Origin of the sequence: Pseudoroseicyclus sp. CXY001 (genome assembly GCF_041714655.1) — a bacterium.
Classification (GTDB): Bacteria; Pseudomonadota; Alphaproteobacteria; order Rhodobacterales; family Rhodobacteraceae; genus Pseudoroseicyclus_A.
In genome coordinates this window covers 1,731,923-1,757,814 of sequence record NZ_CP168219.1, presented here as the reverse complement: position 1 = coordinate 1,757,814, position 25,892 = coordinate 1,731,923, and the positions used below count along the sequence as shown (strand labels likewise).

The following is a 25,892-nucleotide window of genomic DNA, read 5'->3' as shown; positions in this document are numbered from 1 at the left end:
GCTTCGGCGCCTTGGACATTCCGCCCCCGGGTGGTTAGATCGGCCTCATGGAGGAGGACCCGCACGTGCGTGACCTGAAGATCCCCGGCCAGCGCCATCCCGAAAAGGCGCATCGCCCCGACCAGCCGCAGCCGAAGAAGCCGGACTGGATCCGCGTGAAGGCGCCGACCTCCGAGGGCTACCGCCAGACCCGCGAGATCATGCGCGAGCACCGGCTTTCGACCGTTTGCGAAGAGGCGGGCTGCCCGAATGTCGGCGAGTGCTGGTCACAGGGCCACGCCACGATGATGATCATGGGCGACATCTGCACGCGCGGCTGCACCTTCTGCAACATCGCCACCGGCCGGCCGGATGCGCTCGACGTCTTCGAGCCCGGCCGCGTCGCCGATGCGGTGAAGAAGCTCGGGCTGAACCACGTCGTCATCACCTCCGTCGACCGCGACGACCTGGAGGATGGCGGCGCCGAGCATATCGCCATGACGATCCGCGCCATCCGCCGCCATGCGCCCCACACGACGATCGAGGTGCTGACGCCCGACTTCCTCAAATGCGGGCCCGAGGCGCTGGAGGTCGTGGTCGCGGCGAAGCCCGATGTCTTCAACCACAATCTCGAAACCGTGCCGGGGCTCTATTCGAGCGTGCGGCCCGGGGCGCGCTACTTCCATTCGCTCAGGCTCCTGCAGCGGGTGAAGGAGCTCGACCCGGCGATGTTCACCAAGTCCGGCCTGATGGTCGGCCTCGGCGAGAGCCGCGCCGAAGTGCTGCAGGTGATGGACGACATGCGCACCGCCGGCGTCGATTTTCTGACCGTTGGCCAGTACCTCCAGCCCACGCCGAAGCACCATGCGGTGCATGAATTCGTGACGCCGGAGGAGTTCGCGAGCTATGAGCGCACGGCCTACGGCAAGGGCTTCCTCATGGTCTCGGCCACGCCGCTGACCCGCTCGAGCTATCACGCCGGCGACGATTTCGCCCGGCTGCGCGCCAACCGGCTCGCGAAGCTCGGGATCGCCTGAAGGCCCCTCTTCGTAGGGTGGGTTTTCAACCCACCATGCGACGGCTTGCGGGGAGTGCGCCCGTCACCCGTTCAAAAGCCGCGCGGCGGCCGGCGCGAAATAGGTGAGAACGCCGTCGCAGCCGGCGCGCTTGAAGGCCATCAGGCTCTCCATCATCACCCGCTCGCCGTCGAGCCAGCCGTTCTGCGCCGCGGCCTGCAGCATCGCGTATTCGCCGGAGACCTGATAGGCGAAGGTCGGCACGCCGAAGGCCTCCTTCACCCGCCGCGCCACGTCGAGATAGGGCATCCCCGGCTTCACCATCACCATGTCGGCCCCCTCGGCAAGATCGCGCGCCACCATGCGCAGCGCCTCGTCGCCATTGGCTGGGTCCATCTGATAGGTCTTCTTGTCGCCCTTGAGCGCCGCCGAGGCGCCGACCGCATCGCGGAACGGCCCGTAGAAGGCGCTCGCGAACTTGGCGGCGTAGGAGAGGATGGTGACGTGGGTGTGCCCCTCCGCCTCCAGCGCCTGCCTGATCGCGCCGATCCGGCCGTCCATCATGTCGGAGGGGCCGAGGATGTCGGCCCCGGCCTCCGCCTGGGCCAGCGCCATCTTCACCAGCGCCTCGACGGTCTCGTCATTGACGATCTCGCCGCCGCGCACGAGCCCGTCATGGCCGTCGGCATTGTAGGGGTCGAGCGCGATGTCGGTCATCACCGCGATCTCGGGCACCTTGTCCTTGATCTCGCAGATGGCGCGGTTGGTGAGGTTGTCCCTGTCCCAGGCCATGGCGCAATCCTCCGTCCGCGCCGTGAGGGAGGTATAGGGGAAGAGGCAGATGGCGGGGATGCCGAGCGCCGCCGCCTCCGCCGCCGCGCCAGCGATCCGGTCGACCGAGAGCCGCGCCACGCCGGGCATCGAGGCGACGGGCGTCTCCATCCCCTCGCCCTCGGTCAGGAACACCGGCCAGATGAAATCGGCGGGGGTCAGCACGGCCTCCGAGACCATCGCGCGGAGCGCAGGCGTGCGGCGAAGCCGGCGGGGGCGGGCGGCGGGGAAGGGCGGGGGCGTGAACATGGGGGGCCTCGGGGGGAGCAGGGCGAGCAGGGCGTGCCCGTGCGGCCTGCCATGGAACGGCAGGCCGCTTCAAGTCTCGCCATTCCCGCGGCCGGCCTATAGGTTGCGCCAAACTTCCAGACAGTCAGTTCCCGCGCCCCCGTGTCCTTTACCGATCTCCTTTTCCAAGTCATCGACTTCCGGTCGTTCTCGAACATCTGGTACTGGATCGTGCTTGCCGTGGCCTGGTCCTCCGCCAGCCATTTCGTCATGGGCGTGCCCTGGGATCTGGTGATGCGCGCGCGGCGGCAGGGCGGCGCGGCGGAAGAGGAGTTCCTGACGCTCACCTCCATCCACGCCGGCCGGATGCTGCATTTCGCCCGCGTCTCGGGGCTCTGGCTGCTCGGCTTCGTCTTCTTCCTCCACACCGCGCTCCTGCTCCTCGCGATCTGGTACGGGGTGGAGATGGCGCAGGCGGTGGAATTCATCGCCCTGCCGATGACCGGGGTGGCGCTCCTGTCGATCTCCACCGCCGCCGCCATCGAGCGCGACTTCGAGGAGGGCCGGCCAGAGCCGGAGACGATCTTCCAGCGCCTCCGCCGCCAGCGCTTCCAGGTGCAGCTCATCGGCATGGGCTCCCTGGTGGTCACCGCGCTTTACGGCATGTACAAGACGCTCGTCGTGGTGCCCTTCTACTGACGGGCCGCGCTCCCCAGTTTCATCCGAAAGCCCGCCATGGCCGACCACATCACCGTTTCCGGCGCCCCGGAGGGGTTCGACGCCCGCCTGATCCTTAACGAGCTCGGCAAGGCCGGCGCACCCGTCCTGCATGTGGCGCGCGACGACAAGCGCATGGCGGCGATGGCGGCGGCGCTGGAGTTCTTCGACCCCGGCCTGCCGGTCTTCACCTTTCCCGCCTGGGATTGCCTGCCCTATGACCGCGTGTCGCCCAACCCCGACATCTCGGCGGCGCGGATGGCGACACTGGCGGCGCTCGTCCATGACATGCCGGAGCGCTTCGTCCTCCTGACGACGCTCAATGCCGCCATGCAGCGCGTGCCGGCGCGCGAGGTGCTGCGCGGCGCCGCCTTCACGGCCGAGGTCGGACGGCGGATCGACGAGGGGGCGCTGCGCAACTTCCTCTCCCGCATGGGCTTTTCCCATGCGCCGACCGTCACAGAGCCCGGCGATTTCGCCATTCGCGGCGGCATCATCGACATCTATCCGCCGGGCGAGGGCGGGCCGGTCCGGCTCGACCTCTTCGGTGATGTGCTCGAAGGCGCCCGCCGCTTCGACGCCGCCACGCAGCGCACCACCGAGAAGCTCGCCCGTGTGGAGCTGGCGCCGGTCTCCGAGGTGATCCTCGACGAGCCCGCCATCGCCCGCTTCCGCCAGAGCTACCGCGCCGAGTTCGGCGCCGCCGGGCTCGACGATCCGCTTTACGAGGCGGTGACCGCCGGGCGGAAGCATCAGGGCATGGAGCACTGGCTCGGCTTCTTCCACGAGCGGCTCGAGACGCTCTTCGACTACCTCCCCCGCGCCACGGTCACGCTGGACGAGCAGATCACCCCGGCCCGCGCCAGCCGCTGGGAGGGGATCGCCGATCAGTACGAGACGCGGCGGCAGGCCATGGGCGGGCGCTCGAAGATCGATTCGCCCTACAAGCCCGCGCCGCCGGAGCTTCTCTATCTTGGCGAAGCCGCCTGGGACGCCGCGCTGGAGAGCCGGCGGACACTCGGCTTCGTCGCGCTTCACCGCCCGCCCGGCCCGGGGGTGATCGACGCCGGCGCCAAGCCCGGCCGCGACTTCGCGCCGGAGCGGAAGCTGGAGAACGTCAATCTCTTCGCGGCGCTGGCGACCCACATCAAGAAGCGCGTCGCCGAGGGGCCCGTCATCGTCGCCTCCTATTCCGAGGGCGCGCGCGAGCGGCTGTCCGGGCTGATCGCCGACGAGGGCGCCGGCAAGGCCACGCCCATCGCGCATTTCGGTGAGGTGAAGGGGCCGGGGCTCTACCTCTCTGTCTGGTCGCTGGAAGCGGGGTTCGAGGCGCCGGGCCTCACCGTGATCTCCGAGCAGGACGTGCTCGGCGAGCGGCTGATCCGGCAGGCGCGGCGGAAGCGCCGGGCGGAGAACTTCCTCACCGAGGCGCAATCGCTCTCGCCCGGCGACCTCGTCGTCCATGTCGACCACGGGGTCGGGCGGTATCTCGGGCTCGAGGTCATCACCGCCGCCGGCGCGGATCACGAGTGTATCGCGCTCGAATATGCCGAGAATACAAAGCTCTACCTGCCGGTGGAGAATATCGAGCTCCTCTCCCGCTTCGGCCATGAGACGGGCCTGCTCGACAAGCTCGGCGGCGGCGCCTGGCAGGCGAAGAAGGCGCGGCTGAAGGAGCGCATCCGCGAGATGGCCGCGCGGCTCATCCGCATCGCGGCGGAGCGCGAGCTGCGCAAGGGCATCGTCCTCGACCCGCCGGAGGGCATGTGGAACGCCTTCCTCGCGCGCTTCCCCTATGAGGAGACGGAGGACCAGCTTCAGGCCATCGAGGATGTGCTGGAAGACCTCGGGTCGGGCAAGCCGATGGACCGGCTGATCTGCGGCGACGTCGGCTTCGGCAAGACCGAGGTCGCCGTCCGCGCCGCCTTCGTCGCCGCCATGTCGGGCGTGCAGGTCGCGGTCATCGCCCCCACGACGCTCCTCGCCCGCCAGCACTACAAGACCTTCGCCGAGCGCTTCCGCGGTTTCCCGATCAACGTGGCGCCCCTCTCGCGCTTCGTCTCGGCCAATGACGCGACGCGGACGCGCGACGGCTTGGCCAAGGGGCAGGTCGACATCGTCGTCGGCACCCATGCGGTGCTGGCCAAGGGCGTGCGCTTCCATGACCTCGGCCTTCTCATCATCGACGAGGAGCAGCGCTTCGGCGTGCAGCACAAGGAGCGGCTGAAGCAGCTCCGCTCCGACGTGCATGTTCTGACGCTCTCGGCGACGCCGATCCCGCGGACGCTGCAGATGTCGCTCTCCGGCGTGAGGGACCTCTCGATCATCGGCACGCCGCCGGTCGACCGGCTGGCGATCCGCACCTATGTGTCGGAATTCGACACGGTGACGGTGCGCGAGGCGCTGTTGCGCGAGCACTACCGGGGCGGGCAGAGCTTCCTCGTCGTGCCGCGCATCACCGACATGCCGGAGATGGAGGACTGGCTGAAACGCGAGGTGCCGGAGGTGACCTATGTCGCCGCCCATGGCCAGCTCGCGGCCGGCGAGCTCGACGACCGGATGAACGCCTTCTACGACGGCAAATACGACGTGCTCCTGGCAACGACCATCGTGGAATCCGGCCTCGATATCCCGACGGCCAACACGATGATCGTCCACCGGGCCGACATGTTCGGCCTCAGCCAGCTCTACCAGATCCGGGGGCGGGTGGGGCGGTCGAAGACCCGCGCCTATGCCTACCTCACGACAACGCCGCGCATGAAGCTGACGGACACGGCCGAGAAACGGCTGCGGGTGCTGGGGAGCATCGACTCGCTCGGGGCGGGCTTCGCGCTGGCCTCGCAGGACCTCGACATCCGGGGCGCGGGCAACCTCCTCGGCGAGGAGCAGTCGGGCCAGATCCGCGAGGTCGGCTACGAGCTCTACCAGCAGATGCTGGAGGAAGAGATCGCCCGCATCCGCTCCGGCGAGGCCGAGGGGCTGCCGGAGGAATCGGGCCAATGGGCGCCGCAGCTCAACCTCGGCGTGCCGGTGCTGATCCCGGAGGAGTATGTGCCCGATCTCGACGTGCGGCTCGGGCTCTATCGGCGGCTCAGCGACCTCGAGACCCGGGTCGAGCTGGAAGGCTTCGCCGCCGAGCTGATCGACCGCTTCGGGCCGCTGCCGAAGGAGGTCAACACCCTCCTGACCGTCGTGCGCATCAAGGCGATGTGCAAGCGGGCGGGGATCGGCCGGCTGGACGCGGGCCCGAAGGGCGCGACGATCCGCTTCCACAACGACAAGTTCGCGGCGCCGGGTGGCCTCGTGGAGTTCATCGAGGAGCAGCGCGGGCTCGCGAAGATCACCGACAACAAGGTGGTTGTGAAGCGCGACTGGGCGCGCGACAGCGACAAGATCAAGGGGGCGTTTGCGATTGCGCGGGATCTGGCGGCGAAGCTGAAGGAGAAAGAAGGGGCCTAACCCTCACTACTAGAGATTGCTCTCCACAACCGTGGCGACAATTGCGATCACTGCTGTAACAATCAGAGCGATAATCGCGACCATCTTTAGCTGTTGGTGGTCCTCAGAATTCACCACCATAGTGCCGCCGCATTTTGGGCAGGGCTTATGCATGTTTCGGAACTGTCGGCGGCTATTCCAGCCGCAACTTGAGCACCTTCCTCGAACGACCGATTTCGTAGCAGACATCGTGAGCCCTCCCTGCTGCATTTGGATACAATACCACGGTATCTTCAGGTACTGGCAGAGCTATCACGACATCCTATTCCGCCCTTGGCGGGCGCCGATTTCCATATGGAAATTGGAGGCGGAAACCATATGGTTTTCGCTAGCCTACCGCTCCAGCAGCGCCGCCAGCTCCGCCTCATCCGCCACGAACAGCACCTGACGACCCTTGTTTGCTTCGTAGCGGAAGTCATGAAACGCCTGGCTCTCGGCCGCGCGCGCGTCGGTCTCGCCGAGGAAGGCGACCCGCTGGCGGTAATTGGCGAATTTCTGCAGCATCAGCCCGAGCTGGCGGGTGGATAGGTCGAGGCTGTCCGGCCCCAGCCGCGCGAGCGGGATGACCAGCAGCTCCGCCTCCGCCCCATAGCTCTCGCCGAGCGCCTCCAGCGCCCCGGCCTCGCCGGTGAGCACCGGCCCCTCGGCCGGCAGAACGGCCGCCGGAAGGCCGCCGATCTGCCGGACTTCGGTCACTTCAGGATAGACCGCCCGGCGAATTTCGCCGTGGCGCCAAGGGCTTCCTCGATGCGGATGAGCTGGTTGTACTTGGCGATCCGGTCGGAGCGGCTGAGCGAGCCGGTCTTGATCTGCCCGCAATTCGTCGCCACCGCGAGGTCGGCGATGGTCGCATCCTCGGTCTCGCCCGAGCGGTGGGACATGACGTTGGTCATCCCCGCCCGGTGCGCCATCTCGACGGCGGTCAGCGTCTCGGTCAGCGAGCCGATCTGGTTCACCTTGACCAGCATGGAATTCGCGGCGCCCCGCTCGATGCCCATGGCCAGCCGCTCGGGGTTGGTCACGAAGAGATCGTCGCCGACGAGCTGGATCTTGTGCCCAAGCCGCTCGGTCAGCAGCTTCCAGCCCTCCCAGTCGTCCTCCGAGCAGCCGTCCTCGATGGAAATGATCGGGTAGTCGCCGACCAGCGCCGCTAGATAGTCGACATTCTCGGCGGAGGAGAGCTTCGTGCCCTCGCCCTTCATGTCGTAGACGCCGTCCTTGAAATACTCCGTCGCCGCGCAATCGAGCGCCAGATAGATGTCCTCGCCCGGTTTGTAGCCGGCCTTCTCGATCGAGCGCAGGATGAAATCCAGCGCATCGCGCGTGGAGGAGAGGTTGGGCGCGAAGCCGCCCTCGTCGCCGATGCCCGTCAGATGGCCGGCGGCGGAGAGCTCCTTCTTCAGCGTGTGGAACACCTCGGAGCCCATGCGCACGGCCTCGGCAATGCTCTCGGCCGCCACCGGCATGATCATGAATTCCTGGATGTCGATCGGGTTGTCGGCATGCTCGCCGCCATTGATGATGTTCATCATCGGCACCGGCAGGACCCGCGCCGCGGTGCCGCCCACATAGCGGTAGAGCGGCTGGCCGCAGAATTCCGCCGCCGCCTTGGCCGTCGCCAGCGACACGCCGAGGATGGCATTGGCGCCGAGCCGGCCCTTGTTCGGCGTGCCGTCGAGATCGATCATCGCCTCGTCGATATCCACCTGGTCGGTCGCGTCCATGCCGAGGATCTCTTCGGCGATCTCGCCGTTGACCGCGGCCACCGCCTCGCGGACACCCTTGCCGAGGTAGCGGGACTTGTCGCCGTCGCGCTTCTCGACCGCCTCATAGGCGCCGGTGGAGGCGCCGGAGGGCACGGCAGCGCGGCCCATCGAGCCATCCTCGAGCGTCACGTCGACCTCGACCGTCGGGTTGCCGCGGCTGTCGAGGATCTCGCGGGCGTGGATGTCGATGATGGTGCTCATAAGGGGCCTCCGGGGCATGCGGGTTTGCCGCCCCTATAGCCCGCGGGGGGCCATGAGGGAAGCGGCCCGCCGCAGCCGCCGCTCCCGCCAGAAGCTGTAGAGCCCCGAGCCGACGATCATTGCCGAGCCGATCAGCATCGCCGGGGTGATCGCCTCGCCGAGCACCGCCCGGGCAAGGATCAGGGCGAAGAGGATGCGGAAGTAGCGGAAGGGCGCGACGAAGCCGACATCGCCCGCCCGGGTGGCGGCGACGACGGTCAGGTAGCCGGTGATGCCGAAGGTGAGGATCATCGGCAGGATCAGGAGCTCCCGCGGCCCGAGCGGCGCAAAAGGCGTGCCCGAGAGCGCCATGAGAAGCGCGCCGGTCGGCACGAGCGAGAGGAAGGCGAGCGTCGAGAGCTGCAGCCCGGTCACCGCGCGGGGCGTCATGCGGGTGGCGAGGTCGCGGGCGCCGAGCCCGGCGATGGCCATCAGCGCGAAGAGCGCCGCCGGCTCGAAGCCGGCGCCCCAGGGCTCGACGACGACGAGGACGCCGGCGAAGCCGATGGCGATGGCGCTCCACCGCCGCCAGCCGACGGGCTCGGAGAGGAGGACGGCGGCGCCCAGCGTCACCGCCAGCGGCACGGCCTGCAGCATTGCGGAGGCGAGCGCGAGCGGCGCCAGCGACAGGGCGAGGATGTAGCCGAAGGTGCCGAAGGCCTCGCCGAGCGTGCGCCAGGCGACGCTTTTGTGGCGCAGCGCCTGCCAGTCGATGGGCTCGCGGCGGGCGCGGGAGAGGACGAAGAGGATCGGCGCGCCGATGGCGCCGAGGCAGATGAGGAGCTGCCCGGGCGGCACGGCGCTGGCCAGCAGTTTGATGAAGAGGTCCTCCACCGCGAAGAGCGCCATGGAAAGCACCATGATGGTGGCACCACGCATGTTCGCGCGCGCGGCGTCCTTGGAGGAGGCGTCCTCGGTCATGTCCCTCGTTAGCCGGCGGCGCGGGCGGGCGCCAGTGGGGAGGGGGCAGGCGAGGTCCCGCATGCCGCGAGGGCGCCCCCCTCGTGAGCGCAGGCCGCCTGTGCCCTCTCAGCGCCGGCCGCGCCACGGCAGGCGAAGCCAGGAGCCGCCGAGCGGCCGGGCGCTGGCGCCGGAACCGAGCTTGAAGCGCATGAGCCCCGGCTGGGCCGCGTCGATCTGGCCGAGGTCCATCCGCTCGATGCCGGCGGCGGCGAAGCGGTTGGCGGCCAGCATCAGCCCGACCCGGTGCGCGCCGAGGCGGCGGCCGGCCTCCGACGCCCAGCCCATCTGGTAGGTCACGACGCGCCCATGCGGCAGGAAGAGCATCAGCGCCGCCAGCCCGCCATCGGGCACCCGAAGCTCAAGAACCTCGCCGCCCGGCCAGCCGCGCCAGAGCCGCACCGGCAGCGCCCGGTAGCGGCGGGCGCGGCGCTGCGCCGCCTCTCGCGCGAAGAGCTCCGCCCCGGCGCGGGAGAGGATGCCGTGCCACCACGCCTCGAGCCCTGCCGCTTCGCCCTGCGCCAGCGCCTGCCGCCAGCTTGGGCGCATGGCGGCGCGGAGCTCCGCCTCGGCGGGGCGGATGTCCCATTCGGCGACCCAGCCGGGGGTCATGACCTGCGTGAAACCGCCCGCGCGCATCCCCTCCGGCGTGTCGGGCTCGGCGAGGCGCAGCCCCTCGCGGGCCAGCTTGCCGATCAGCCCGGCGCGAAGCTCGGCCGGCAGATCCTCCCGGAAGACGGGCCCGCGCGGCGCCAGCGTCAGCCCCCAGCGGCGCAGCATCAGGCATTGGCAGAGGATCGTGCCGCCCCGATCCAGTGTCACATGGTCGGCGGCGATGCCCTGCCGCGCCAGCGCCGCCGCGAACGCGGGGCTCTGCTGTAGCGGCAGGGCGAGTTCGGTGAGGGCATGGTCACGCGGCATGGCCCCATTAGGGCGGCATTTACCTAACGCCGGCTTAATGGGAGCGCACCGATTCCCCAAAAAGGAGCGCCCGATGCAAGACCCAAGAGCCCGCCCCGGGGTAGCGACCGCCCGGATCGCTACCGGGCCTGCCGCCCCGCGACTGACCCCGGCCGGCGCCGCGCTGCTCGCGCTCGGCATCGCGCTGCCGGCGGGGCTGATCCTCTGGCTGGGGAGCCTCCTCCTCTAGAGGCTCTTCAGGAAGCCGTGGAAGGCGGCATCGAAGGCTTGCGGCTTCTCCAGATAGGGAGAATGGCCGCACTCCTCGAAGACATGCCGCTCGACCCGGCCGCCCCTGGCCGCATAGGCGTCGAGCGCCGCCGCCGTCTGGCCGATCATCGGCTGGGCGGGGAAGACCTCTTCCCCCGGCCAGCCGGGCACCGCCCCCATGGCGCCGAGCGCGCCAAGGTCGAAGCCGGAGGCGTCGGAGACGACGGCATCCTCCGCGCCGCGGATCCAGCAGATCGGCGGGGTCGGCCCCTTGGTGAAGCCGAGCGGGTCCTTGATGTAATTGGGCGTCAGCGCGTTGATCGGGCCGAGCTTGCCTGCGGCGACGGTCGGCCAGTTCTCCGACGGGGCGACATCGCCGGGGTAATCGGCCTCGCCCGTATGCTGGGCGAGCGCGGCGGCGAGGATATCCTCCATCCGCTCCGGCACGAAGGGCGGCTTCCAGACGAAGGCGTTGAGGACGTTGCGGGGATGGAGCGGCGTCTCGTCCCCCGTCGCGCCCTCGGCGAGGAGCCGGGCGAAATCGGGGTTCACCCCCGAGGCGCCGGAGCCGGCGCCATCGGCGAAGCAGGGCGTGCCATCGGCGAAGCAGCCGCCGAAACCATAGGGCGAGGCGGGCGCCACCTGGGTGAGCGAGAGCACGCGGGCCGGGTGGTCGGCCAGCATCTGCCAGAGCACGCCGCCGCCGAGCGAATGGCCGACCATATGGGCGGCCTCGATCCCCAGCGCCTCCATCAGCGCGTCGAGATCGTCGGCGAAATCCTTGAGGCCCCGCGTGGCATCGACCTTCACCGCCGCATCCGCCTCGCCATAGGCGCGCAGGTCCGGCGCGATGCCGCGGAAGCCGGGCGGCAGGCGGAGCATCGTCTCCTCCCACCAGGTGGCGGCGGAGAGGTTGCCGTGGATGAAGATGACGGGCGTGCCATCCTCCGGCCCGCTGAAGAGCACGCGGGTCTCAAGGCGCGGCGTGGCGACGCGGCGCGCCTCGGTGATGACGGTTATGGCCATGGGATCCTCCTCCGGGTGTCGCCGGCACCTTGGCCGCGGAGGCACGTTTCCGGCAAGCCCCTGCGAGCGCGACACGGCGCCTTCCGGGGTGCGCCGGTGCCGCGCGGGGCGAGCGCCGGCCCGTGGGGTGGCGCTCCTGACGGCTGAGCAGCGCGCTTTATGGAGCAAGCCCGCACTCGCTCCGAGGCCGGGCCTGCCCCAACCGGAGCGCCAGCCCGCGGGACGGGCCGGCGCTCGCCCTGCGCCTTCGGCGCGTACCGGGCGGGGGACAGAACTCAACCGTTTGGCAAAAGGTGGGTTACAAACCCACCCTACGCGGGGGTCGTAGGGCGGGCTTCAGCCCGCCACCTCCTTACCCGAGCTGCACCAGCGCGTGCCGCTTCTTGCCGGCGGAGAGCTTGACCGGCGCGCCGAGATCCGCCGCGCCCAGCATCAGCCCCGCATCCGTCACCGGCGCATCCGCCAGCCGTGCCCCGCCATCGGCGATCAGGCGCTTCGCCTCCTTGCCGGAGCCCGCGAGCCCGGCCCGCACGAAGAGCTGCACGATGGAGATGCCGTCCGCCACCTCGCCGGCGGAGAGCACCAGCGTCGGCAGCTCCTCGCCCGTGCCGCCCCGCTCGAAGACCTCGCGGGCCGTCGCCTCGGCCGCCGCCGCCGCCGCCGCGCCATGGAGGAGCGTCGTCACCTCGTTCGCCAGCCGCACCTTCGATTCGTTGATCTCGGAGCCGCCGACGGCGCCCAGCCGCTCGCATTCGTCGACGGGGAGTTCCGTGAACATCTTCAGGAACTTGCCCACATCGGCATCTGCAACGTTCCGCCACCACTGCCAGAACTCGTAGGGAGACATCATGTCGTCGTTGAGCCAGACCGCGCCATCGGCCGACTTGCCCATCTTCTTGCCGTCCGACCGGGTGACCAGCGGCGTCGTCAGCCCGAAGGCCTCCGCCCCCTCGACGCGGCGGATGAGGTCGGCGCCCGAGACGATGTTGCCCCATTGGTCCGACCCGCCCATCTGCAGGGCGCAGCCGTAGCGGCGATGCAGCTCGAGGTAATCGTAGCTCTGCAGGAGCATGTAGTTGAACTCGATGAAGCTCAGCGCCTGCTCCCGGTCGAGCCGCGACTTGACGCTCTCGAACGCCAGCAGACGGTTCACCGTGAAATGCTTGCCGATGTCGCGCAGGAAGTCGATGTAGCCGAGCTTGTCGAGCCATTCGGCGTTGTTGACGAGCGGCGAGTCCGTCTCGCCCTCGCCATAGGTGATGTAATTCGCGAAGACGCGGCGGATCCCGTCGGCATTGGCGTTGATCTGCTCGACCGAGAGGATCTTGCGCATCTCGTCCTTGCCGGAGGGATCGCCGACCTTGGTCGTGCCGCCGCCCATCAGCGTGATCGGCCGGTGGCCGGTCTTCTGCATCCAGCGCAGGAGCATGATCTGCACGAGGTTGCCGATATGCAGGCTCGTGGCCGTCAGGTCGAAGCCGATATAGCCGGTGACCCGGCCCTGATAGAGACGGGTGTCGAGCTCCTCCAGCGCGGTGCAATCGGCCAGAAAGCCGCGCGCGATGATCTCGCTCAAGAATTCCGACTTGGGATGAAAGCCCATCTCTTGCCCCTGCCTGTTGGTCGGGCCAGTCTATAGGCCGGGCAGGGGGCAAGGAAAAGCCATGAACCGGGGCGGGCCTTGGTGGGTCGCGGGCACGATGTCGGGCACCTCGCTCGACGGCGTGGATGCGGCGCTTCTCCAGACGGATGGCGAGGCGATCCTCGCCTTCGGGGCGGGCGGCTACCGGCCCTATACGGGCGCGGAGCGCGCGGTGCTGCGGGCGGCGCTCGGGCTCTGGGAGGGGCCGGAGGTGGCGGCGGCGGCCGAGCTCGTGACCCGCGCTCATGCCGAGCTGCTCGCGGGGATGGAGGCCGATCTCGTCGGCTTCCACGGCCAGACGCTGGCACATGAGCCGAAGGGGCGGGGCACGCTCCAGGCCGGCGACGGCGCGGCGCTGGCGGAGGCTTTGGGGAGGCCGGTCGCCTGGGATTTCCGCTCCGCCGATGTGGCGATGGGCGGCGAGGGCGCGCCGCTCGCGCCCTTCTACCATTTCGCGCTGGCGAAGCACCTCGGCGCCACGGCGCCGCTCGCCGTCCTCAACCTCGGCGGCATCGGCAATCTCACCTGGGTGGACCCGGCGGCCGCTCGCCCCGAGGAGCCGGGCGCGCTCCTCGCCTTCGACACCGGCCCGGCCAATGCCCCCATCGACGACCTGATGGCCGCCCGCCGCGGCGCGCCCTGTGACAGGGGCGGCGCGCTCGCCGCCAGCGGCGAGGTCGACGCCGCCGTGCTCGACGCCTTTCTCGCCCACCGTTATTTCTCAAGAATGCCGCCCAAGTCCCTGGACCGCGGCGATTTCTCCCTCGCAGGTGCCGTCGCCCACCTCGCCGACGCCGATGCCACCGCCACCCTCACCGCCTGCGCCGCCGCCGCCGTGGCCACCGGCCTTGAGCTCCTGCCGGCTCCCCCTGAACGGCTCCTCGTCACCGGCGGCGGCCGCCACAATGCAACGCTCATGGCGATGATCGCCGCCGGCGCCGGCTGCCCCGTCGCCCCCGTGGAGGCGGTCGGCCTAGACGGCGACCTCCTCGAGGCCCAGGCCTTCGCCTATCTCGCCGCCCGCGTCGCGCGCGGCCTGCCGACGAGCTGCCCCGCCACCACCGGCGTCGCCGCCGCCATCGGGGGCGGCACGCTCTCGCGCCCCGCCTGATCCCCTTCATTTGGCCGAAAATACCTCGGAGGTGTGGAGGCAGAGCCTCCACCGCCTCCCGAACGGGAGGCGCCCTCAGAAAGCCTTCAGGATCGCGTCCACCTCGCCGCCGACGCCCGGTGCGAGGAGGCTCTCGAACCGCCCCGCGCCGAACATCCCCCGTCCGGCTTCCAGCATCACCTTCTGCACCGCCCGCGACAGGGCCGAGCCCAGCGACACCCGCGCCGCGCCGATCTCGCCGAATTCGGCGAGGCTCCTCTCCTCGAAGCGGGTCACCAGCAGGTTCACCGGCGCCGTGACGCTGCCGATCAGCCGTGCCGCCGCCTCCATCGAGGGCAGGACGGGCGCGTAGAGCACATCCGCCCCCGCGGCCTCGAAGGCCTGCAGGCGCCGGATCGCTTCGTTCAGATCGTAGATCCCGTGCATGACCCCGTCGGCCCGGGCCGTCAGCACGAAGTCGCGCGGCAGGGCGCGGGCGGCGCTCGCGGCGGCGCGGATGCGCTCGACCGCCGCCTCGAAGCCATAGGCCTCCGCCGCCGGGCTCACATCCTCGATGCAGATGCCGGCGAGCCCCGCCTCGGCGGCGAGCCGCACCGTCTCGGCGCAGGTCTCGGGGCCCGGGCCGAAGCCATCCTCGAAATCGCCCTGAACGGGCAGGGGGGTCGCGGCGACGATGCTCTCGGCATGAGCCAGCGCCTCGTCGCGCGTCACCTCGGTATCGACGCGGCCGAGCGTGAAGGCATGGGCGGCCGATGAGGTGGCGAGCGCCTTCGCGCCGAGCCCCGCCATCAGCCGGGCCGAGCCCGCGTCCCAAACATTGGCGAGGATGAAGGGCGCGCCCCTGACATGCAGGGCGCGGAAGGTGGCTCCGGTATCGGCCATGGCTCTCTCCTGGGCTCGGGCCCCGCCAGAGGCCCAAGGCGCGGCCCCGCCGTCAACCCGGAAGCTGCCCTTCCGGCGGCAGAAGCTCCCGCGGCCCGGGGCCCTGCTGGCCCTTGACGTCGGCGGGGTTGTGCAGCGCGCAGGTCTCGAGGCTGAGGCAGCCGCAGCCGATGCAGCCGTCCAGCTTGTCGCGCAGCGCCTCGAGCGCGTAGATCCGCGCGTCGATCTCCTCCCGGAACTGGCTGGAGATCCGCGTCCAGTCGGCCTTGGTCACCTGGCGGTTGTCGGGAAGCTCGTCGAGCAGCGCCGCGATCCGCGCCAGCGGAAAGCCGAGCCGCTGGGCGACCATCACGAACGAGAGGCGGCGGATGTCGGCCCGGTCATACCGCCGGTGCCCGCCCGCATTCCGCAGCGGCCGGACGATGCCGTGTTCCTCGTAGAACCGGATGGCGGAGACCGCCAGGCCGGTCCGCTCCGCCACATCCCCGATCGCCAGCCCCGCCATGTACCCCCCTGACCGCACTCATAAAGTCACTTGATCTAAAGCGCACTTGAGAAAGTACACCTGATTCGTCCAACGATGAAAGGAAGTTTCCATGGCCCGACTTGAACATGTCAACGTCACCGTCGCCGATCCCGAGGCGACCGCGGCGCTTCTGTGCCGGTTGTTCAACTGGCAGGTGCGCTGGCAGGGCGCCTCCATCCACGGCGGCCACACCGTGCATGTCGGCACAAAGGACACGTATCTGGCCCTCTACACCGGCCCCGGCAACCGCCCGCAGGAGCCGGCGGGGGACAGTTATGTCCGCCGCGCCGGGCTCAATCACATCGGCGTGGTGGTGAGCGATCTGGACGAGGCCGAGGCGAGGGTGAAGGCCGAAGGCTACGAGCCGCATTCCCATGCCGATTACGAGCCCGGCCGCCGCTTCTATTTCGAGGAGGAGAACGGCGTCGAGATCGAGGTCGTCTCCTACGACTGACGGCAGGAGCCCTCATGACACATCTGGAATTTGCAGCCCTCGCCGCCCCGCGCGGCGAGGGAGCGGGGCAGCTCGCCCCGCCAGCGGGCCCGCGCGGCGGCATCGTCGCCCGGCTCCTCCGCGCCTGGGGGCCGATCGGAGCGCCGGACGCGCCCCGCGCCCGGCCCCCGGGCGCGTCGCCAGTGGCGGCCGACCGAGGGGCCTTGACCCTAACGCCACGTGAGGCCCGATAAGGGCCTCCATGCGAACGACTCAGCAAGACTTCACGGTATCGGAGCTGGCCGGTCTGGCCGGGGTGAGCGTCAGGACGCTGCACCATTACCACGAGATCGGCCTCCTCCTGCCGGCGCATCAGGGCGCCAACGGCTACCGCCTCTACGGGCGCGCCGAACGGCTCCGCCTGCAGGAGATCCTCTTCTACCGCGCCTTCGGCCTCGGCCTCGCCGAGATCGGGGCGATGCTGGAGGAGCCCGGCGGCGCCGCGGCGCGCCTGCGCAGCCAGCGGGGCAAGCTGGCGGCGGAGGCCGCGCGGCTCACCGGCCTTCTCGCCGAGCTCGACCGCACCATTCTCAGCATCGAGACGGGAGATTTCGACATGACCGACGCGCTCTACGTGCCCCATTCCGCGGAGAGGCAGGCCGGCTACGAGGCCTGGCTGATCGAGACCTACGGCGCCCCCATGGCCCGCGACATCGAGGCGGCCCGCGCCGCCGTCGCCACCGACCCGGCCGGGATGGAGGGGCTGATGGAGGAGCTTCGCACCGCCGAGGCCGCCCTCGTCGCCGCCTTCGAGGCCGGCGAGACCGGCACCACGGCAACAGCCGCCTTCGACCGCCACCGCGACCTCGTCGCCCGCTTCTGGGGCAAGGCCTGCCCGCCCGAGGCCTATGCCGGCCTCGCGCAGATCTACGAGAGCCACCCCGATTTCATCGCCCGCTACGAGCGGCTCGCGCCCCGCTTCTCCGCCTGGCTCCCGGCCGAGATGCGCCGCTACGCGACAAGGCCCTGAGCCCCCCGGATCCCCTTCATCTGGCCGAAAATACCTCGGAGGTGTGGAGGCAGAGCCTCCACCCGGGCCAACGGCCCGGCCGCCCTCAGACCAGCACACCCTCGGCGGAGATGCGCGTCGCGCCCCGAAGGTAGGGGTGCAAGGCAGCGGGCAACGCCACCGAGCCGTCCTCCTGCTGGCCGTTCTCCACCACGGCGATCAGCGTGCGGCCGACGGCGAGGCCCGAGCCGTTCAGCGTATGCACGAATTCCGGCTTGCCGCCCCCGTCGGGCCGGTAGCGGGCATTCATGCGCCGCGCCTGGTAGTCGCCGGCGACGGAGACCGAGGAAATCTCCCGATAGGCATCCTGCCCCGGCAGCCAGACCTCGAGGTCATGCGTCTTGCGCATCCCGGCGCCGAGATCGCCCGTGCAGAGCACCACGCGGCGATAGGGCAGCTCCAGCTTCTCGAGCACCGCCTCGGCACAACGCGTCATCCGCTCGTGCTCGGCGGCGGAGGTCTCGGGCGTGGTCACCGACACCATTTCGACCTTCTCGAACTGGTGCTGGCGGAGCATGCCGGCCGTGTCGCGCCCCGCCGAGCCGGCCTCGGAGCGGAAGCACTGGGTATGGGCGACGTAGCGGCGGGGCAGGGTGGCCTCCTCGACGATCTCGCCGTTCACCAGATTGGTGAGCGTCACCTCCGCCGTCGGGATCAACCACCAGCCGGTGGTGGTCTGGTAGCTGTCCTCGCCGAATTTCGGCAGTTGCCCGGTGCCGACCATCATCTCCTCGCGGACGAGGACGGGCGTGGCCGTCTCGAGGAGCCCGTGCTCCTCGACATGCAGGTCGAGCATGAACTGCGCAAGCGCCCGGTGGAGCCGCGCGGCGGCGCCTTTCAGCACCACGAAGCGGCTGCCGGAGAGCTTGGCCGCGGCCTCGAAATCGAGCCCCGGGGCGATGCCCGCGATCTCGTAATGCTCCTTCGGCGTGAAGGAGAAGTTGCGGGGGGAGCCCCAGCGCTTCAGCTCGACATTGTCCGCCTCGTCCGCCCCGTCGGGGACGTCGTCATAGGGCAGGTTCGGGATGCCGAGGAGCATGTCGCGGAGCCGCTGATCCTCCGCCTTGGCCTCGTCATTGAGCCGCGCCACCTCGGCCTTCTTCTCGGCGACGAGCGCCCGGAGCCGCTCGAACTCGGCGTCATCCCCCTTGGCCTTGGCGGCGCCGACCTCCTTGGAGGCCCGGTTCTGTTCAGCCTGCGCCTCCTCGGCGGCCTGGATCTTGGCCCGGCGGGCTTCGTCGAGGGCAAGGATCTCGGAGGAGACGGACGACAACCCCCGGCGGCCCAGGGCCGCATCGAAGGCCTGCGGGTTCTCGCGGATGGCGCGGATGTCGTGCATGTCCTCTCTCCTTTGCTCGAGGTGAGGCGGATATGCCGGATGTGGGGGCGGAGGGGAAGGGCGGCGCGTCAGGAGGCCGTGGCTGTGGCACCCGCCCAGTGGCTCGGACGACAAAGGCCATCGGGCAAAATTGTATCGTCGTCTCCGATCGCGACCTGCAACTGAGCCTCGGTCAGGCCCTTGGCACCGCTGAAATTTGTGCCCCGAATGTCGGTATCCTGCAGGACTGCCCCAGTGAGGTCCGCTTCGGTAAAGTCGGCCCCGCTCAAGTCGGCATTGTCGAGACGAGCGTCCTGCAGCATGGCCCGCACGACGCGGGCGTCTCGGAGGTTGGCATATCGGAAGTCGACACCGGAAGCCTTTGCCTCGGTCAGATCAGCACGTTCGAGATTTGCGCGTGCAAGTTTCGCTGCTCTGACATTCAATCGAAAGGCCGGGAAGGTCTGCATTTGCTTAGTCCTGTCTGGTTCTGGTGATTACCGTCAGGGCGGCCTGAATATCTATGGGAAGGTCCGGCGGATCGCTAGTCTGCTCCAGGTTCTTTTGCCGATAGCTTAAGAACTGGTTCAGTATTGTCCACATCATTACCTTGGATTGAGCGGAATCCAGCATGATCGCTTCCAACGTATAAACAGCTCCCATCCGCACGGCTTCGTCGCCGGAGCCGAGCAGTTCAACGACGTTCGATATCCTCTCGGCCAAGAGTCCGATCTCTGCTGTCTCGGCCGTCCGGTGCGCCACCCAGCTTCGCCAGATCACGAAGGGCGCGCCGAGCACCGCAGCGATCAGGGCGCTGGTGCCAAGCCCGGCGGCCGGAGCCGAAGGTCCCCCGAACACCCGCCCCCAGAGGCCGCTCGCGCCGCCAGCGGAGAGAAAGATCGTACGCCATAACACCGCGAAGACCGCCACCAAGGCCAGCAGGACGAGGGCAACTGCCACCGGGGACAGCGCCCTGCCAAGCGCGGCGACGCCCTCCGTCGACCACAGCTCCCGCACCTTCGGCGTCCGCCCCATTCCGAGCGCCACAAGCCAGACCACCAGCGAGCAGCCCACTACGAAGGCCACCAGCGTTGCCACCGCCAGTGCCATCCCGCTGACGTGAACCCCTTCGGTGAATGCCCCCATCCCCCTAGCCCTCCATCCCGCTCTCGCCTATATGGCCATCCGAACCCCCCGGCGGGCAAGCCTTTCCGCCGGTCCCGAGAAGTGCCGCCCCCCTGCCAAATGGGGGCCAGAAGCGGCCCGAGACGTCAGAGAGGTCCCATGGAAGGCGCTGCATCCCTCCTCCCGCTGATCGCCATCTTCGCGATCATGTATTTCTTCCTGATCCGCCCCCAGCAGAAGAAGGTGAAGGAGCACCAGGCCATGGTCTCCGCCCTCCGCCGCGGCGATCAGGTCGTCACGCAGGGGGGCATCGTCGGCAAGGTGGCCCGCGTGAAAGAAGGCGACGAGATCGAGGTCGAGATCGCCGCCGGCGTCACCGTCCGCGTCGTCAAGGCGACCATCGCCCAGGTCATTTCCAAGACCGAGCCGGCCAAGAGCTGAACGCATGCTGCACATCCCCCTCTGGCGGCGGATCCTCATCTGGGCCGTCTGCCTGGCCGGGCTCCTCCTTGCCCTGCCGAATGCCTTCTACGAGCGGGTCGAGCGCTCCAATGATGCCGAAGCCGCCATCGCGCGCGGGCTGACGACCGACGAGCTGGAGGCTGAGGCCGCGCTCTGGCCGTCCTTCCTGCCGGACGGGCTCGTCAACCTCGGGCTCGACCTCAGGGGCGGGGCACACCTCCTCGCCGAGGTCCAGGTCGAGGAGGTCTATGCCGCCCGGATGGAGGCGCTCTGGCCGGAGCTGCGCGACACGCTGGCCGCCGAGCGCGAGACCGTCGGCTTCGTGACCCGCGAGGAGGCACCGGAGGGGGAGCTGCGCATCCGCATCTCAGAAGCCGCCGGCGCCGAGCGGGCGCTGGAGCTGGCGCGCGGCCTCGCGACGCCGGTCACGACGCTGACCGGGGCAGGGGCCTCCGACCTGCAGATCTCGATGAACGGCACGCTGCTGACCGTGCAGCTCTCCGAGGCCGAGAAGGCCGCGAGCGACGACCGCACCGTCCGCCAGGCGCTGGAGATCGTCCGCCGCCGGATCGACGAGGTCGGCACCCGCGAGCCGACGATCATCCGCCAGGGGCAGGACCGCATCCTCGTGCAGGTGCCGGGCGTCGGCTCCGCGCAGGAGGTGAAGGACATCATCGGCACCACGGCGCAGCTGACCTTCCAGCCCGTCCTCACCCGGACGACGGATGCCAATGCGGTGGCCCCGGCCGGCGCCGAGGTGCTGCCCTCGCTGGAGGAGGAGGGCGTCTATTACGTTCTCGAGAGCGCCCCGGTGGTGACCGGCGAGGAGCTCGTCGACGCGCAGCCGAGCTTCGACCAGAACGGGCTGCCGGCCGTCTCCTTCCGCTTCAACCCGGCGGGCGCCCGTGCCTTCGGGACCTATACGGCCGAGAATGTCGGCGCGCTCTTCGCCATCGTCCTCGATGACGAGGTGATCTCGGCGCCGCAGATCCGCCAGGCGATCCCCGGCGGCTCGGGCATCATCATGGGCAGTTTCACGGTGGAGGAATCGACGAATCTCGCCGTGCTCCTTCGCGCCGGCGCCCTGCCGGCAGAACTGACCTTCCTCGAGGAACGGACCATCGGGCCGGAGCTCGGGCAGGACAGCATCGACGCCGGCAAGCTCGCCGCCATCGTCGGCGGCGTCGCGGTGATCGCCGTGATGGCGCTCAGCTACGGGCTCTTCGGCTGGTTCGCGAACATCGCACTCGGCATCAACATGATCCTGCTCTTCGGGGCGCTCTCAATGCTTGGCGGCACGCTCACCTTGCCCGGCATCGCCGGCATCGTGCTGACCATGGGCATGGCGGTCGACGCCAACGTGCTCGTCTACGAGCGGATCCGTGAGGAGATGCGCACCGCCAAGGGCCCGGCACGGGCCATCGAGCTCGGCTACGAGCGGGCGCTCTCGGCGATCATCGACGCCAACATCACGACGCTCATCACGGCGGGCATCCTCTTCTTCCTCGGCTCGGGCCCCGTGCGCGGCTTCGCCATCACCCTCGGCCTCGGCATTCTCACCTCGGTCTTCACCGCGCTCTTCGTGACGCGCGTGCTGGTCGTGATGTGGTATGACCGGCGCCGGCCCAAGACGCTCAGGATCTGACACCATGCCCATCCGCATCGTCCCAGACGACACGAATATCAACTTCTTCGCCGCGGCACGGATCACCTTCGGTGCCTCGGTGGTGGCGGTGATCGCCTCGATCATCCTCTTCTTCACGATGGGGCTGAACTACGGGATCGACTTCACCGGCGGCACCTCGATCCGCACCGAGGCCGAACAGCCGGTGGACATCGGCGCCTATCGGGACGCGCTCTCGGGGCTCGACCTCGGCGATGTCACCATCTCGGAGGTGTTCGACCCCGGCTTCGACGACGACCAGCATGTCGCGCAGGTCCGCATCCAGGCCCAGGAGGGGCATGAATCCGTCTCGAACGAAACCATGGGCGCCGTCGAGGCGGCGCTGAAAGGCGTCGATCCGACGCTGGAATTCATGGCCGTCGATTCGGTCGGCGGGAAAGTGTCGGGCGAGCTCATTCGCACCGCCGTCCTCGCCGTCGTCGGCGCCATGGCGGCGATCCTCGTCTATATCTGGCTGCGCTTCGAATGGCAGTTCTCGATCGGCGCCGTGGCCGCGCTCGTTCATGACGTGGCGCTGACCATCGGGATCTTCTCGCTCTTCCAGATCAAGTTCGACCTCGCGATCATCGCGGCGCTTTTGACCATCGTCGGCTATTCGATCAACGACACGGTCGTCGTCTTCGACCGGGCGCGGGAGAACCTCAGGAAGTTCAAGACGCGGCCCCTGATCGAGGTGCTCAACATCTCGGCCAACGAGACGCTGAGCCGGACGGTCATGACCTCCGGCACGACGCTGGTTGCGCTGATCGCGCTCCTCGTGCTCGGCGGCGACGTGATCCGCGGCTTCGTCTTCGCGATCACCTGGGGGATCGTGGTCGGCACCTATTCCTCGATCTATGTCGCCAAGAACATCGTCCTGATGCTCGGCGTGAAGCGCGACTGGGACAAGCCGTCGACCCCGACCGGCGGGCAGTTCGCCGACGTCGACGCCTGAGGGCGGACGGGGCAAAACGCTTCGATGAGGACTTACCGGGGGGCGTTCGCGCCCCCCGTTGCATTTGGCGACTCCCTCTTGAGGGACTTTCGGCAAGAAGGCCGGGGCAGGGCGCCTCTGCGGCGGTGTCCCGCCGATCACGAGAGCCTCGCGACATCTCGATATTGAATAGCGGCCGTCCTGGGCCAATCTCGGGGAGAGAGCAGTCATTCCCGGAGTAGAGCGAAAATGCCCACCCGCCCCCACAAGACGCCCCGTGGCCGGTCCCGCCTCGGCAAGCCCTTTGCCGCCGCCACCGGCCTCATCCTCGGTTTCTCGATTCTCGCCGGCGCCAGCGCCGCCAAGCCGGCGCTCGGCTCGGTCAACGAGATCACCGACGGGCTGATCGACATCGCCATCGCCTACGAGATCTCGGAGGTCTGCGGGCCGATCGACGCGCGGCTCCTGCGGGGCATCTCGGCCCTCAATGGCCTCAAGTCGCAGGCGAGCGCGCTCGGCTATACCGATGAAGAGATCGAGGCCTTCGTGCGCGACCGCGGCGAAAAGGCGCGTCTTGAAGCGCTGGCCCGCGAGCGGCTGGCCGCGCTCGGCGCCACGCGGGGCGACGAGGAAAGCCATTGCGCCGTTGGGCGCCAGCAGATGGCCGAAGGCACCGCGATCGGCCGGCTTCTGCGCTGATCGATGCGAAAGCCAGGGCCCGCACCCAGGCGGCGCCCGATCCGCGGTCAAAATCCCGAGCCTGACAGGAGGGCGGCAGCTTTGTCGCCCTCCTCCCTTTTCTCCCCCGGCGAGCCGCGCTAGAAGGCCGAAAACCGGCGCCGCCGGATCGGTGGCGCCGCCCTCGGGCGAAAGGGGCGCGTGCCATGTCAGACCTCAAACGAGTCATCATCGACGACCGGGAGGTCGAGGTCCCCGGGGCCATGACGCTCATCCAGGCCTGCGAGCAGGCCGGGATCGAGATCCCCCGCTTCTGCTATCACGAGCGCCTCTCCATCGCCGGCAACTGCCGCATGTGCCTGGTGGAGATCGTCGGCGGCCCGCCGAAGCCCGCCGCCTCCTGCGCCATGCAGGTCAAGGACCTCCGCCCCGGCAAGGACGGCGCCCCGCCGGTGGTGAAGACCAATTCGCCCATGGTGAAGAAGGCCCGCGAGGGGGTGATGGAGTTCCTCCTCATCAACCACCCGCTCGATTGCCCGATCTGTGACCAGGGCGGCGAATGCGACCTGCAGGACCAGGCGATGGCCTATGGCGTCGACTTCTCGCGCTACCGCGAGCCGAAGCGCGCCAACGAGGATCTGGATCTCGGGCCGCTGGTCGAGACGCATATGACGCGGTGCATTTCCTGCACGCGCTGCGTGCGCTTCACGACCGAGGTCGCCGGCATCTACACGATGGGCCAGACCGGCCGCGGCGAGGATGCAGAGATCACCAGCTACCTCGGCGAGACGCTGCATTCCAACATGCAGGGCAATATCATCGACCTCTGCCCGGTCGGCGCGCTTGTCTCCAAGCCCTATGCCTTCACGGCGCGGCCCTGGGAGCTGTCGAAGACCGAGAGCATCGACGTGATGGATGCGCTCGGCGCCAATATCCGCGTCGATGCCAAGGGCCGCGAGGTCATGCGCATCCTGCCCCGCAACCATGACGGGGTGAACGAGGAGTGGATCTCGGACAAGACCCGCTTCGTCTGGGACGGGCTCCGCCGCCAGCGGCTCGACCGCCCGTATATCCGCGAGAACGGCAAGCTGCGCCCCGCCACCTGGGGCGAGGCGCTCCAGAAGACCGCAGCGGCGGTCAAGGGGGCGACGCGCCTCGCCGGGATCGTGGGCGACCTCGCCCCGGTGGAGGCCGCCTTCGCGCTCAAGGGCCTGATCGAAGGGCAGGGCGGCATGGTGGAATCGCGCACCGACGGCGCGAAGCTCCCCGCCGGCAACCGGCTCGGCTATGTGGGTAATGCCCAGATCGCCGATATCGACGTGGCGGACAACATCCTCCTCATCGGCACCAACCCGCGCGAGGAAGCGCCGGTGCTGAATTCCCGCATCCGCCGGGCCTGGCTGCGCGGCGCCAAGGTCGCGCGGATCGGGGCGGTCGCCGACCTCACCTATGACGTCGCCGAGATCGGCACGGGCCGCGACAGCCTCGCGTGGCTGGCCGAGCAGGACCATTCGGACAAGAAAGACAGCCGCGGCGTCATGATCATCGGGCAGGGCGCCCTGACCGGTGACGACGGCGCCGCCGTGCTGGCACTGGCGCTGAAGACGGCCGAGGCCGCCGGCAGCCGCGTCATGATCCTGCACACCGCCGCCTCCCGCGTCGGCGCGCTCGACGTCGGCGCCACCTGCGAGGGCGGCATCGAGGCGGCGCTCGGGGCCGATGTGATCTACAACCTCGGCGCCGACGAGATCGAGATGCCGGATGGCGCCTTCGTAATCTACCAGGGCTCCCACGGCGACCGCGGCGCCCACCGCGCCGACGTGATCCTGCCCGCCGCGGCCTATACCGAGGAATCGGGGCTCTTCGTGAACACCGAGGGCCGGCCGCAGCTCGCCTCACGCGCCGGCTTCCCGCCGGGCGAGGCGAAGGAGAACTGGGCGATCCTGCGCGCGCTGTCTGGTGAGCTCGGCAACGTGCTGCCCTATGACAGCCTCGGCGCGCTGCGCGCCGCGCTGACCGCCGCCCACCCGCATCTGGCCGATCTCGACGAGGTGGCCGAGAACGAGGGCGCGCCGCTGCCCGAGGGCGAGCTCGGGTCGGGAGATTTCGCGACCCCGGTGACGGATTTCTACCTCACCAACCCCATCGCCCGCGCCTCGGCGCTGATGGCCGAGCTTTCCGCCCGTGCCGCGGCCCGCGAGGCCGAGAAGATCGCCGCGGAGTGAGGCGCTTGGCCTGCCTCCTCCCCCTCGCCGCGCTGCCCGCTCTCGCCGGCTGCGAGGCTGAGGGCACGGCCGGCGGGCCGGCCGAATATCTCGGCGTCGCCACGCGGCTCCTCGACGGCGATCTCGTCGATTTCGAGGTGGCGATGCGCGGCGGCTCGGCCGAGGCCGCGACCCGCTATGCCGCCTGCGCGGCGGCGCAATATGCGCTCGTGCGCGGCTACGGATTTGCCCGCCATGTCCGCACTCTCACCGAGGAAGAGGGTGGCATCTGGCGGGCGGATGCTGTTTACACCATCTCGGCGGCGCTGCCCGAAGGGCTCGCCACCATTGACGCCGAAGTGGCCGTCGCAGAATGCGCCCAGGCCGGCATTCCGACGGTATGACGAGGGGGCC

Annotated in this window: 25 protein-coding genes; 13 read left to right on the top strand and 12 right to left on the bottom strand. The window is 69.4% G+C overall.

Annotated features, from left to right (window positions below):
* Window positions 1-65: 65 nt before the first annotated feature.
* The gene (gene lipA, locus ACAZ03_RS08520) at window positions 66-1,016 is read left to right on the top strand and encodes a lipoyl synthase (RefSeq protein WP_373352704.1); all 951 of its coding nucleotides are present in this window, start codon (window positions 66-68) and stop codon (window positions 1,014-1,016) included.
* A gap of 63 nt (window positions 1,017-1,079) precedes the next feature.
* Here lipA and hemB read toward each other — a convergent pair whose 3' ends face one another.
* Window positions 1,080-2,075, bottom strand: a complete 996-nt coding sequence (hemB, locus tag ACAZ03_RS08515; RefSeq protein ID WP_373352702.1) for a porphobilinogen synthase — start codon at window positions 2,073-2,075, stop codon at window positions 1,080-1,082.
* A gap of 141 nt (window positions 2,076-2,216) precedes the next feature.
* On the opposite strand from hemB, the gene ACAZ03_RS08510 reads away from it, so the two are divergent.
* Together ACAZ03_RS08510 and mfd are read left to right on the top strand one after the other, a co-directional pair.
* Window positions 2,217-2,753, top strand: a complete 537-nt coding sequence (locus ACAZ03_RS08510) for a component of SufBCD complex (protein ID WP_373352700.1) — start codon at window positions 2,217-2,219, stop codon at window positions 2,751-2,753.
* A gap of 36 nt (window positions 2,754-2,789) precedes the next feature.
* Window positions 2,790-6,230: a transcription-repair coupling factor gene (gene mfd, locus ACAZ03_RS08505; RefSeq protein ID WP_373352699.1), complete on the top strand. Its 3,441-nt coding sequence runs from the start codon at window positions 2,790-2,792 to the stop codon at window positions 6,228-6,230.
* Between the two features lie 372 nt (window positions 6,231-6,602).
* On the opposite strand, the gene ACAZ03_RS08500 is transcribed toward mfd, so the two are convergent.
* The 4 genes from ACAZ03_RS08500 to ACAZ03_RS08485 all read right to left on the bottom strand — a co-directional run bounded on the left by ACAZ03_RS08500 (window position 6,603) and on the right by ACAZ03_RS08485 (window position 10,156).
* A complete protein-coding gene (locus tag ACAZ03_RS08500) occupies window positions 6,603-6,965 on the bottom strand; it encodes a DUF4180 domain-containing protein (protein ID WP_373352698.1) in 363 nt (120 codons plus the stop codon).
* Window positions 6,962-8,236, bottom strand: a complete 1,275-nt coding sequence (eno, locus tag ACAZ03_RS08495; RefSeq protein WP_373352696.1) for a phosphopyruvate hydratase — start codon at window positions 8,234-8,236, stop codon at window positions 6,962-6,964. The genes ACAZ03_RS08500 and eno overlap by 4 nt, the downstream gene beginning before the upstream one ends.
* A 33-nt stretch (window positions 8,237-8,269) precedes the next feature.
* Window positions 8,270-9,196 carry a DMT family transporter gene (locus ACAZ03_RS08490; RefSeq protein WP_373352694.1) on the bottom strand — a complete coding sequence of 309 codons (927 nt, stop codon included), beginning with the start codon at window positions 9,194-9,196 and terminating at the stop codon, window positions 8,270-8,272.
* A 108-nt stretch (window positions 9,197-9,304) separates the two neighbouring features.
* Window positions 9,305-10,156 carry a GNAT family N-acetyltransferase gene (locus tag ACAZ03_RS08485; protein WP_373352692.1) on the bottom strand — a complete coding sequence of 284 codons (852 nt, stop codon included), beginning with the start codon at window positions 10,154-10,156 and terminating at the stop codon, window positions 9,305-9,307.
* 73 nt (window positions 10,157-10,229) lie between these two features.
* Here ACAZ03_RS08485 and ACAZ03_RS08480 point away from each other — a divergent pair, with 73 nt between their 5' ends.
* Window positions 10,230-10,385, top strand: coding sequence for a hypothetical protein (locus ACAZ03_RS08480; RefSeq protein ID WP_373352690.1), 156 nt, complete (start codon window positions 10,230-10,232; stop codon window positions 10,383-10,385).
* On the opposite strand, the gene ACAZ03_RS08475 is transcribed toward ACAZ03_RS08480, so the two are convergent.
* Together ACAZ03_RS08475 and tyrS are read right to left on the bottom strand one after the other, a co-directional pair.
* Entirely contained in the window at window positions 10,382-11,431 is a 1,050-nt protein-coding gene (locus ACAZ03_RS08475) for an alpha/beta fold hydrolase (RefSeq protein WP_373352689.1), read from the bottom strand. The two genes, ACAZ03_RS08480 and ACAZ03_RS08475, sit on opposite strands and share 4 nt — an antisense overlap.
* Before the next feature lie 352 nt (window positions 11,432-11,783).
* Complete coding sequence (gene tyrS, locus ACAZ03_RS08470; RefSeq protein WP_373352687.1) at window positions 11,784-13,034, bottom strand: tyrosine--tRNA ligase; 1,251 nt, start codon at window positions 13,032-13,034, stop codon at window positions 11,784-11,786.
* A 61-nt stretch (window positions 13,035-13,095) separates the two neighbouring features.
* Between tyrS and ACAZ03_RS08465 the strand changes: the two genes are divergently transcribed.
* Complete coding sequence (locus ACAZ03_RS08465) at window positions 13,096-14,184, top strand: anhydro-N-acetylmuramic acid kinase (RefSeq protein ID WP_373352686.1); 1,089 nt, start codon at window positions 13,096-13,098, stop codon at window positions 14,182-14,184.
* A gap of 75 nt (window positions 14,185-14,259) precedes the next feature.
* Here the strand turns inward: ACAZ03_RS08465 and ACAZ03_RS08460 are convergent, their stop codons facing one another.
* Complete coding sequence (locus tag ACAZ03_RS08460; RefSeq protein ID WP_373352684.1) at window positions 14,260-15,066, bottom strand: oxaloacetate decarboxylase; 807 nt, start codon at window positions 15,064-15,066, stop codon at window positions 14,260-14,262.
* A 52-nt stretch (window positions 15,067-15,118) separates the two neighbouring features.
* Window positions 15,119-15,571 carry a redox-sensitive transcriptional activator SoxR gene (soxR, locus tag ACAZ03_RS08455; RefSeq protein WP_373352683.1) on the bottom strand — a complete coding sequence of 151 codons (453 nt, stop codon included), beginning with the start codon at window positions 15,569-15,571 and terminating at the stop codon, window positions 15,119-15,121.
* 91 nt (window positions 15,572-15,662) lie between these two features.
* Between soxR and ACAZ03_RS08450 the strand changes: the two genes are divergently transcribed.
* Both ACAZ03_RS08450 and ACAZ03_RS08445 read left to right on the top strand, forming a co-directional pair.
* Window positions 15,663-16,046 carry a VOC family protein gene (locus ACAZ03_RS08450; RefSeq protein WP_373352681.1) on the top strand — a complete coding sequence of 128 codons (384 nt, stop codon included), beginning with the start codon at window positions 15,663-15,665 and terminating at the stop codon, window positions 16,044-16,046.
* 241 nt (window positions 16,047-16,287) lie between these two features.
* Window positions 16,288-17,055: a MerR family transcriptional regulator gene (locus tag ACAZ03_RS08445; RefSeq protein ID WP_373352679.1), complete on the top strand. Its 768-nt coding sequence runs from the start codon at window positions 16,288-16,290 to the stop codon at window positions 17,053-17,055.
* Window positions 17,056-17,140: 85 nt separating this feature from the next.
* Here ACAZ03_RS08445 and serS read toward each other — a convergent pair whose 3' ends face one another.
* From serS to ACAZ03_RS08430, 3 genes are all read right to left on the bottom strand, one after another.
* Window positions 17,141-18,433, bottom strand: coding sequence for a serine--tRNA ligase (gene serS / locus ACAZ03_RS08440; protein ID WP_373352678.1), 1,293 nt, complete (start codon window positions 18,431-18,433; stop codon window positions 17,141-17,143).
* 68 nt (window positions 18,434-18,501) lie between these two features.
* Window positions 18,502-18,882 (bottom strand): pentapeptide repeat-containing protein, encoded by a 381-nt coding sequence (locus ACAZ03_RS08435; RefSeq protein ID WP_373352676.1) that lies wholly within the window; start codon window positions 18,880-18,882, stop codon window positions 18,502-18,504.
* Between the two features lie 4 nt (window positions 18,883-18,886).
* Window positions 18,887-19,558, bottom strand: coding sequence for a hypothetical protein (locus ACAZ03_RS08430; protein ID WP_373352674.1), 672 nt, complete (start codon window positions 19,556-19,558; stop codon window positions 18,887-18,889).
* A 138-nt stretch (window positions 19,559-19,696) separates the two neighbouring features.
* On the opposite strand from ACAZ03_RS08430, the gene yajC reads away from it, so the two are divergent.
* The 6 genes from yajC to ACAZ03_RS08400 all read left to right on the top strand — a co-directional run bounded on the left by yajC (window position 19,697) and on the right by ACAZ03_RS08400 (window position 25,882).
* Window positions 19,697-19,978 carry a preprotein translocase subunit YajC gene (yajC, locus tag ACAZ03_RS08425; protein WP_373352672.1) on the top strand — a complete coding sequence of 94 codons (282 nt, stop codon included), beginning with the start codon at window positions 19,697-19,699 and terminating at the stop codon, window positions 19,976-19,978.
* A 4-nt stretch (window positions 19,979-19,982) separates the two neighbouring features.
* Complete coding sequence (gene secD / locus ACAZ03_RS08420; protein ID WP_373357009.1) at window positions 19,983-21,644, top strand: protein translocase subunit SecD; 1,662 nt, start codon at window positions 19,983-19,985, stop codon at window positions 21,642-21,644.
* 4 nt (window positions 21,645-21,648) lie between these two features.
* Window positions 21,649-22,617, top strand: a complete 969-nt coding sequence (secF, locus tag ACAZ03_RS08415) for a protein translocase subunit SecF (protein ID WP_373357008.1) — start codon at window positions 21,649-21,651, stop codon at window positions 22,615-22,617.
* A gap of 228 nt (window positions 22,618-22,845) precedes the next feature.
* Window positions 22,846-23,295, top strand: a complete 450-nt coding sequence (locus tag ACAZ03_RS08410; RefSeq protein ID WP_373357006.1) for a DUF5333 domain-containing protein — start codon at window positions 22,846-22,848, stop codon at window positions 23,293-23,295.
* 185 nt (window positions 23,296-23,480) lie between these two features.
* On the top strand, window positions 23,481-25,499 hold the full coding sequence (nuoG, locus tag ACAZ03_RS08405) for an NADH-quinone oxidoreductase subunit NuoG (protein WP_373357005.1): 2,019 nt from the start codon (window positions 23,481-23,483) through the stop codon (window positions 25,497-25,499).
* A gap of 5 nt (window positions 25,500-25,504) precedes the next feature.
* Entirely contained in the window at window positions 25,505-25,882 is a 378-nt protein-coding gene (locus tag ACAZ03_RS08400) for a hypothetical protein (protein ID WP_373357004.1), read from the top strand.
* The last annotated feature ends 10 nt before the right edge of the window (window positions 25,883-25,892 follow it).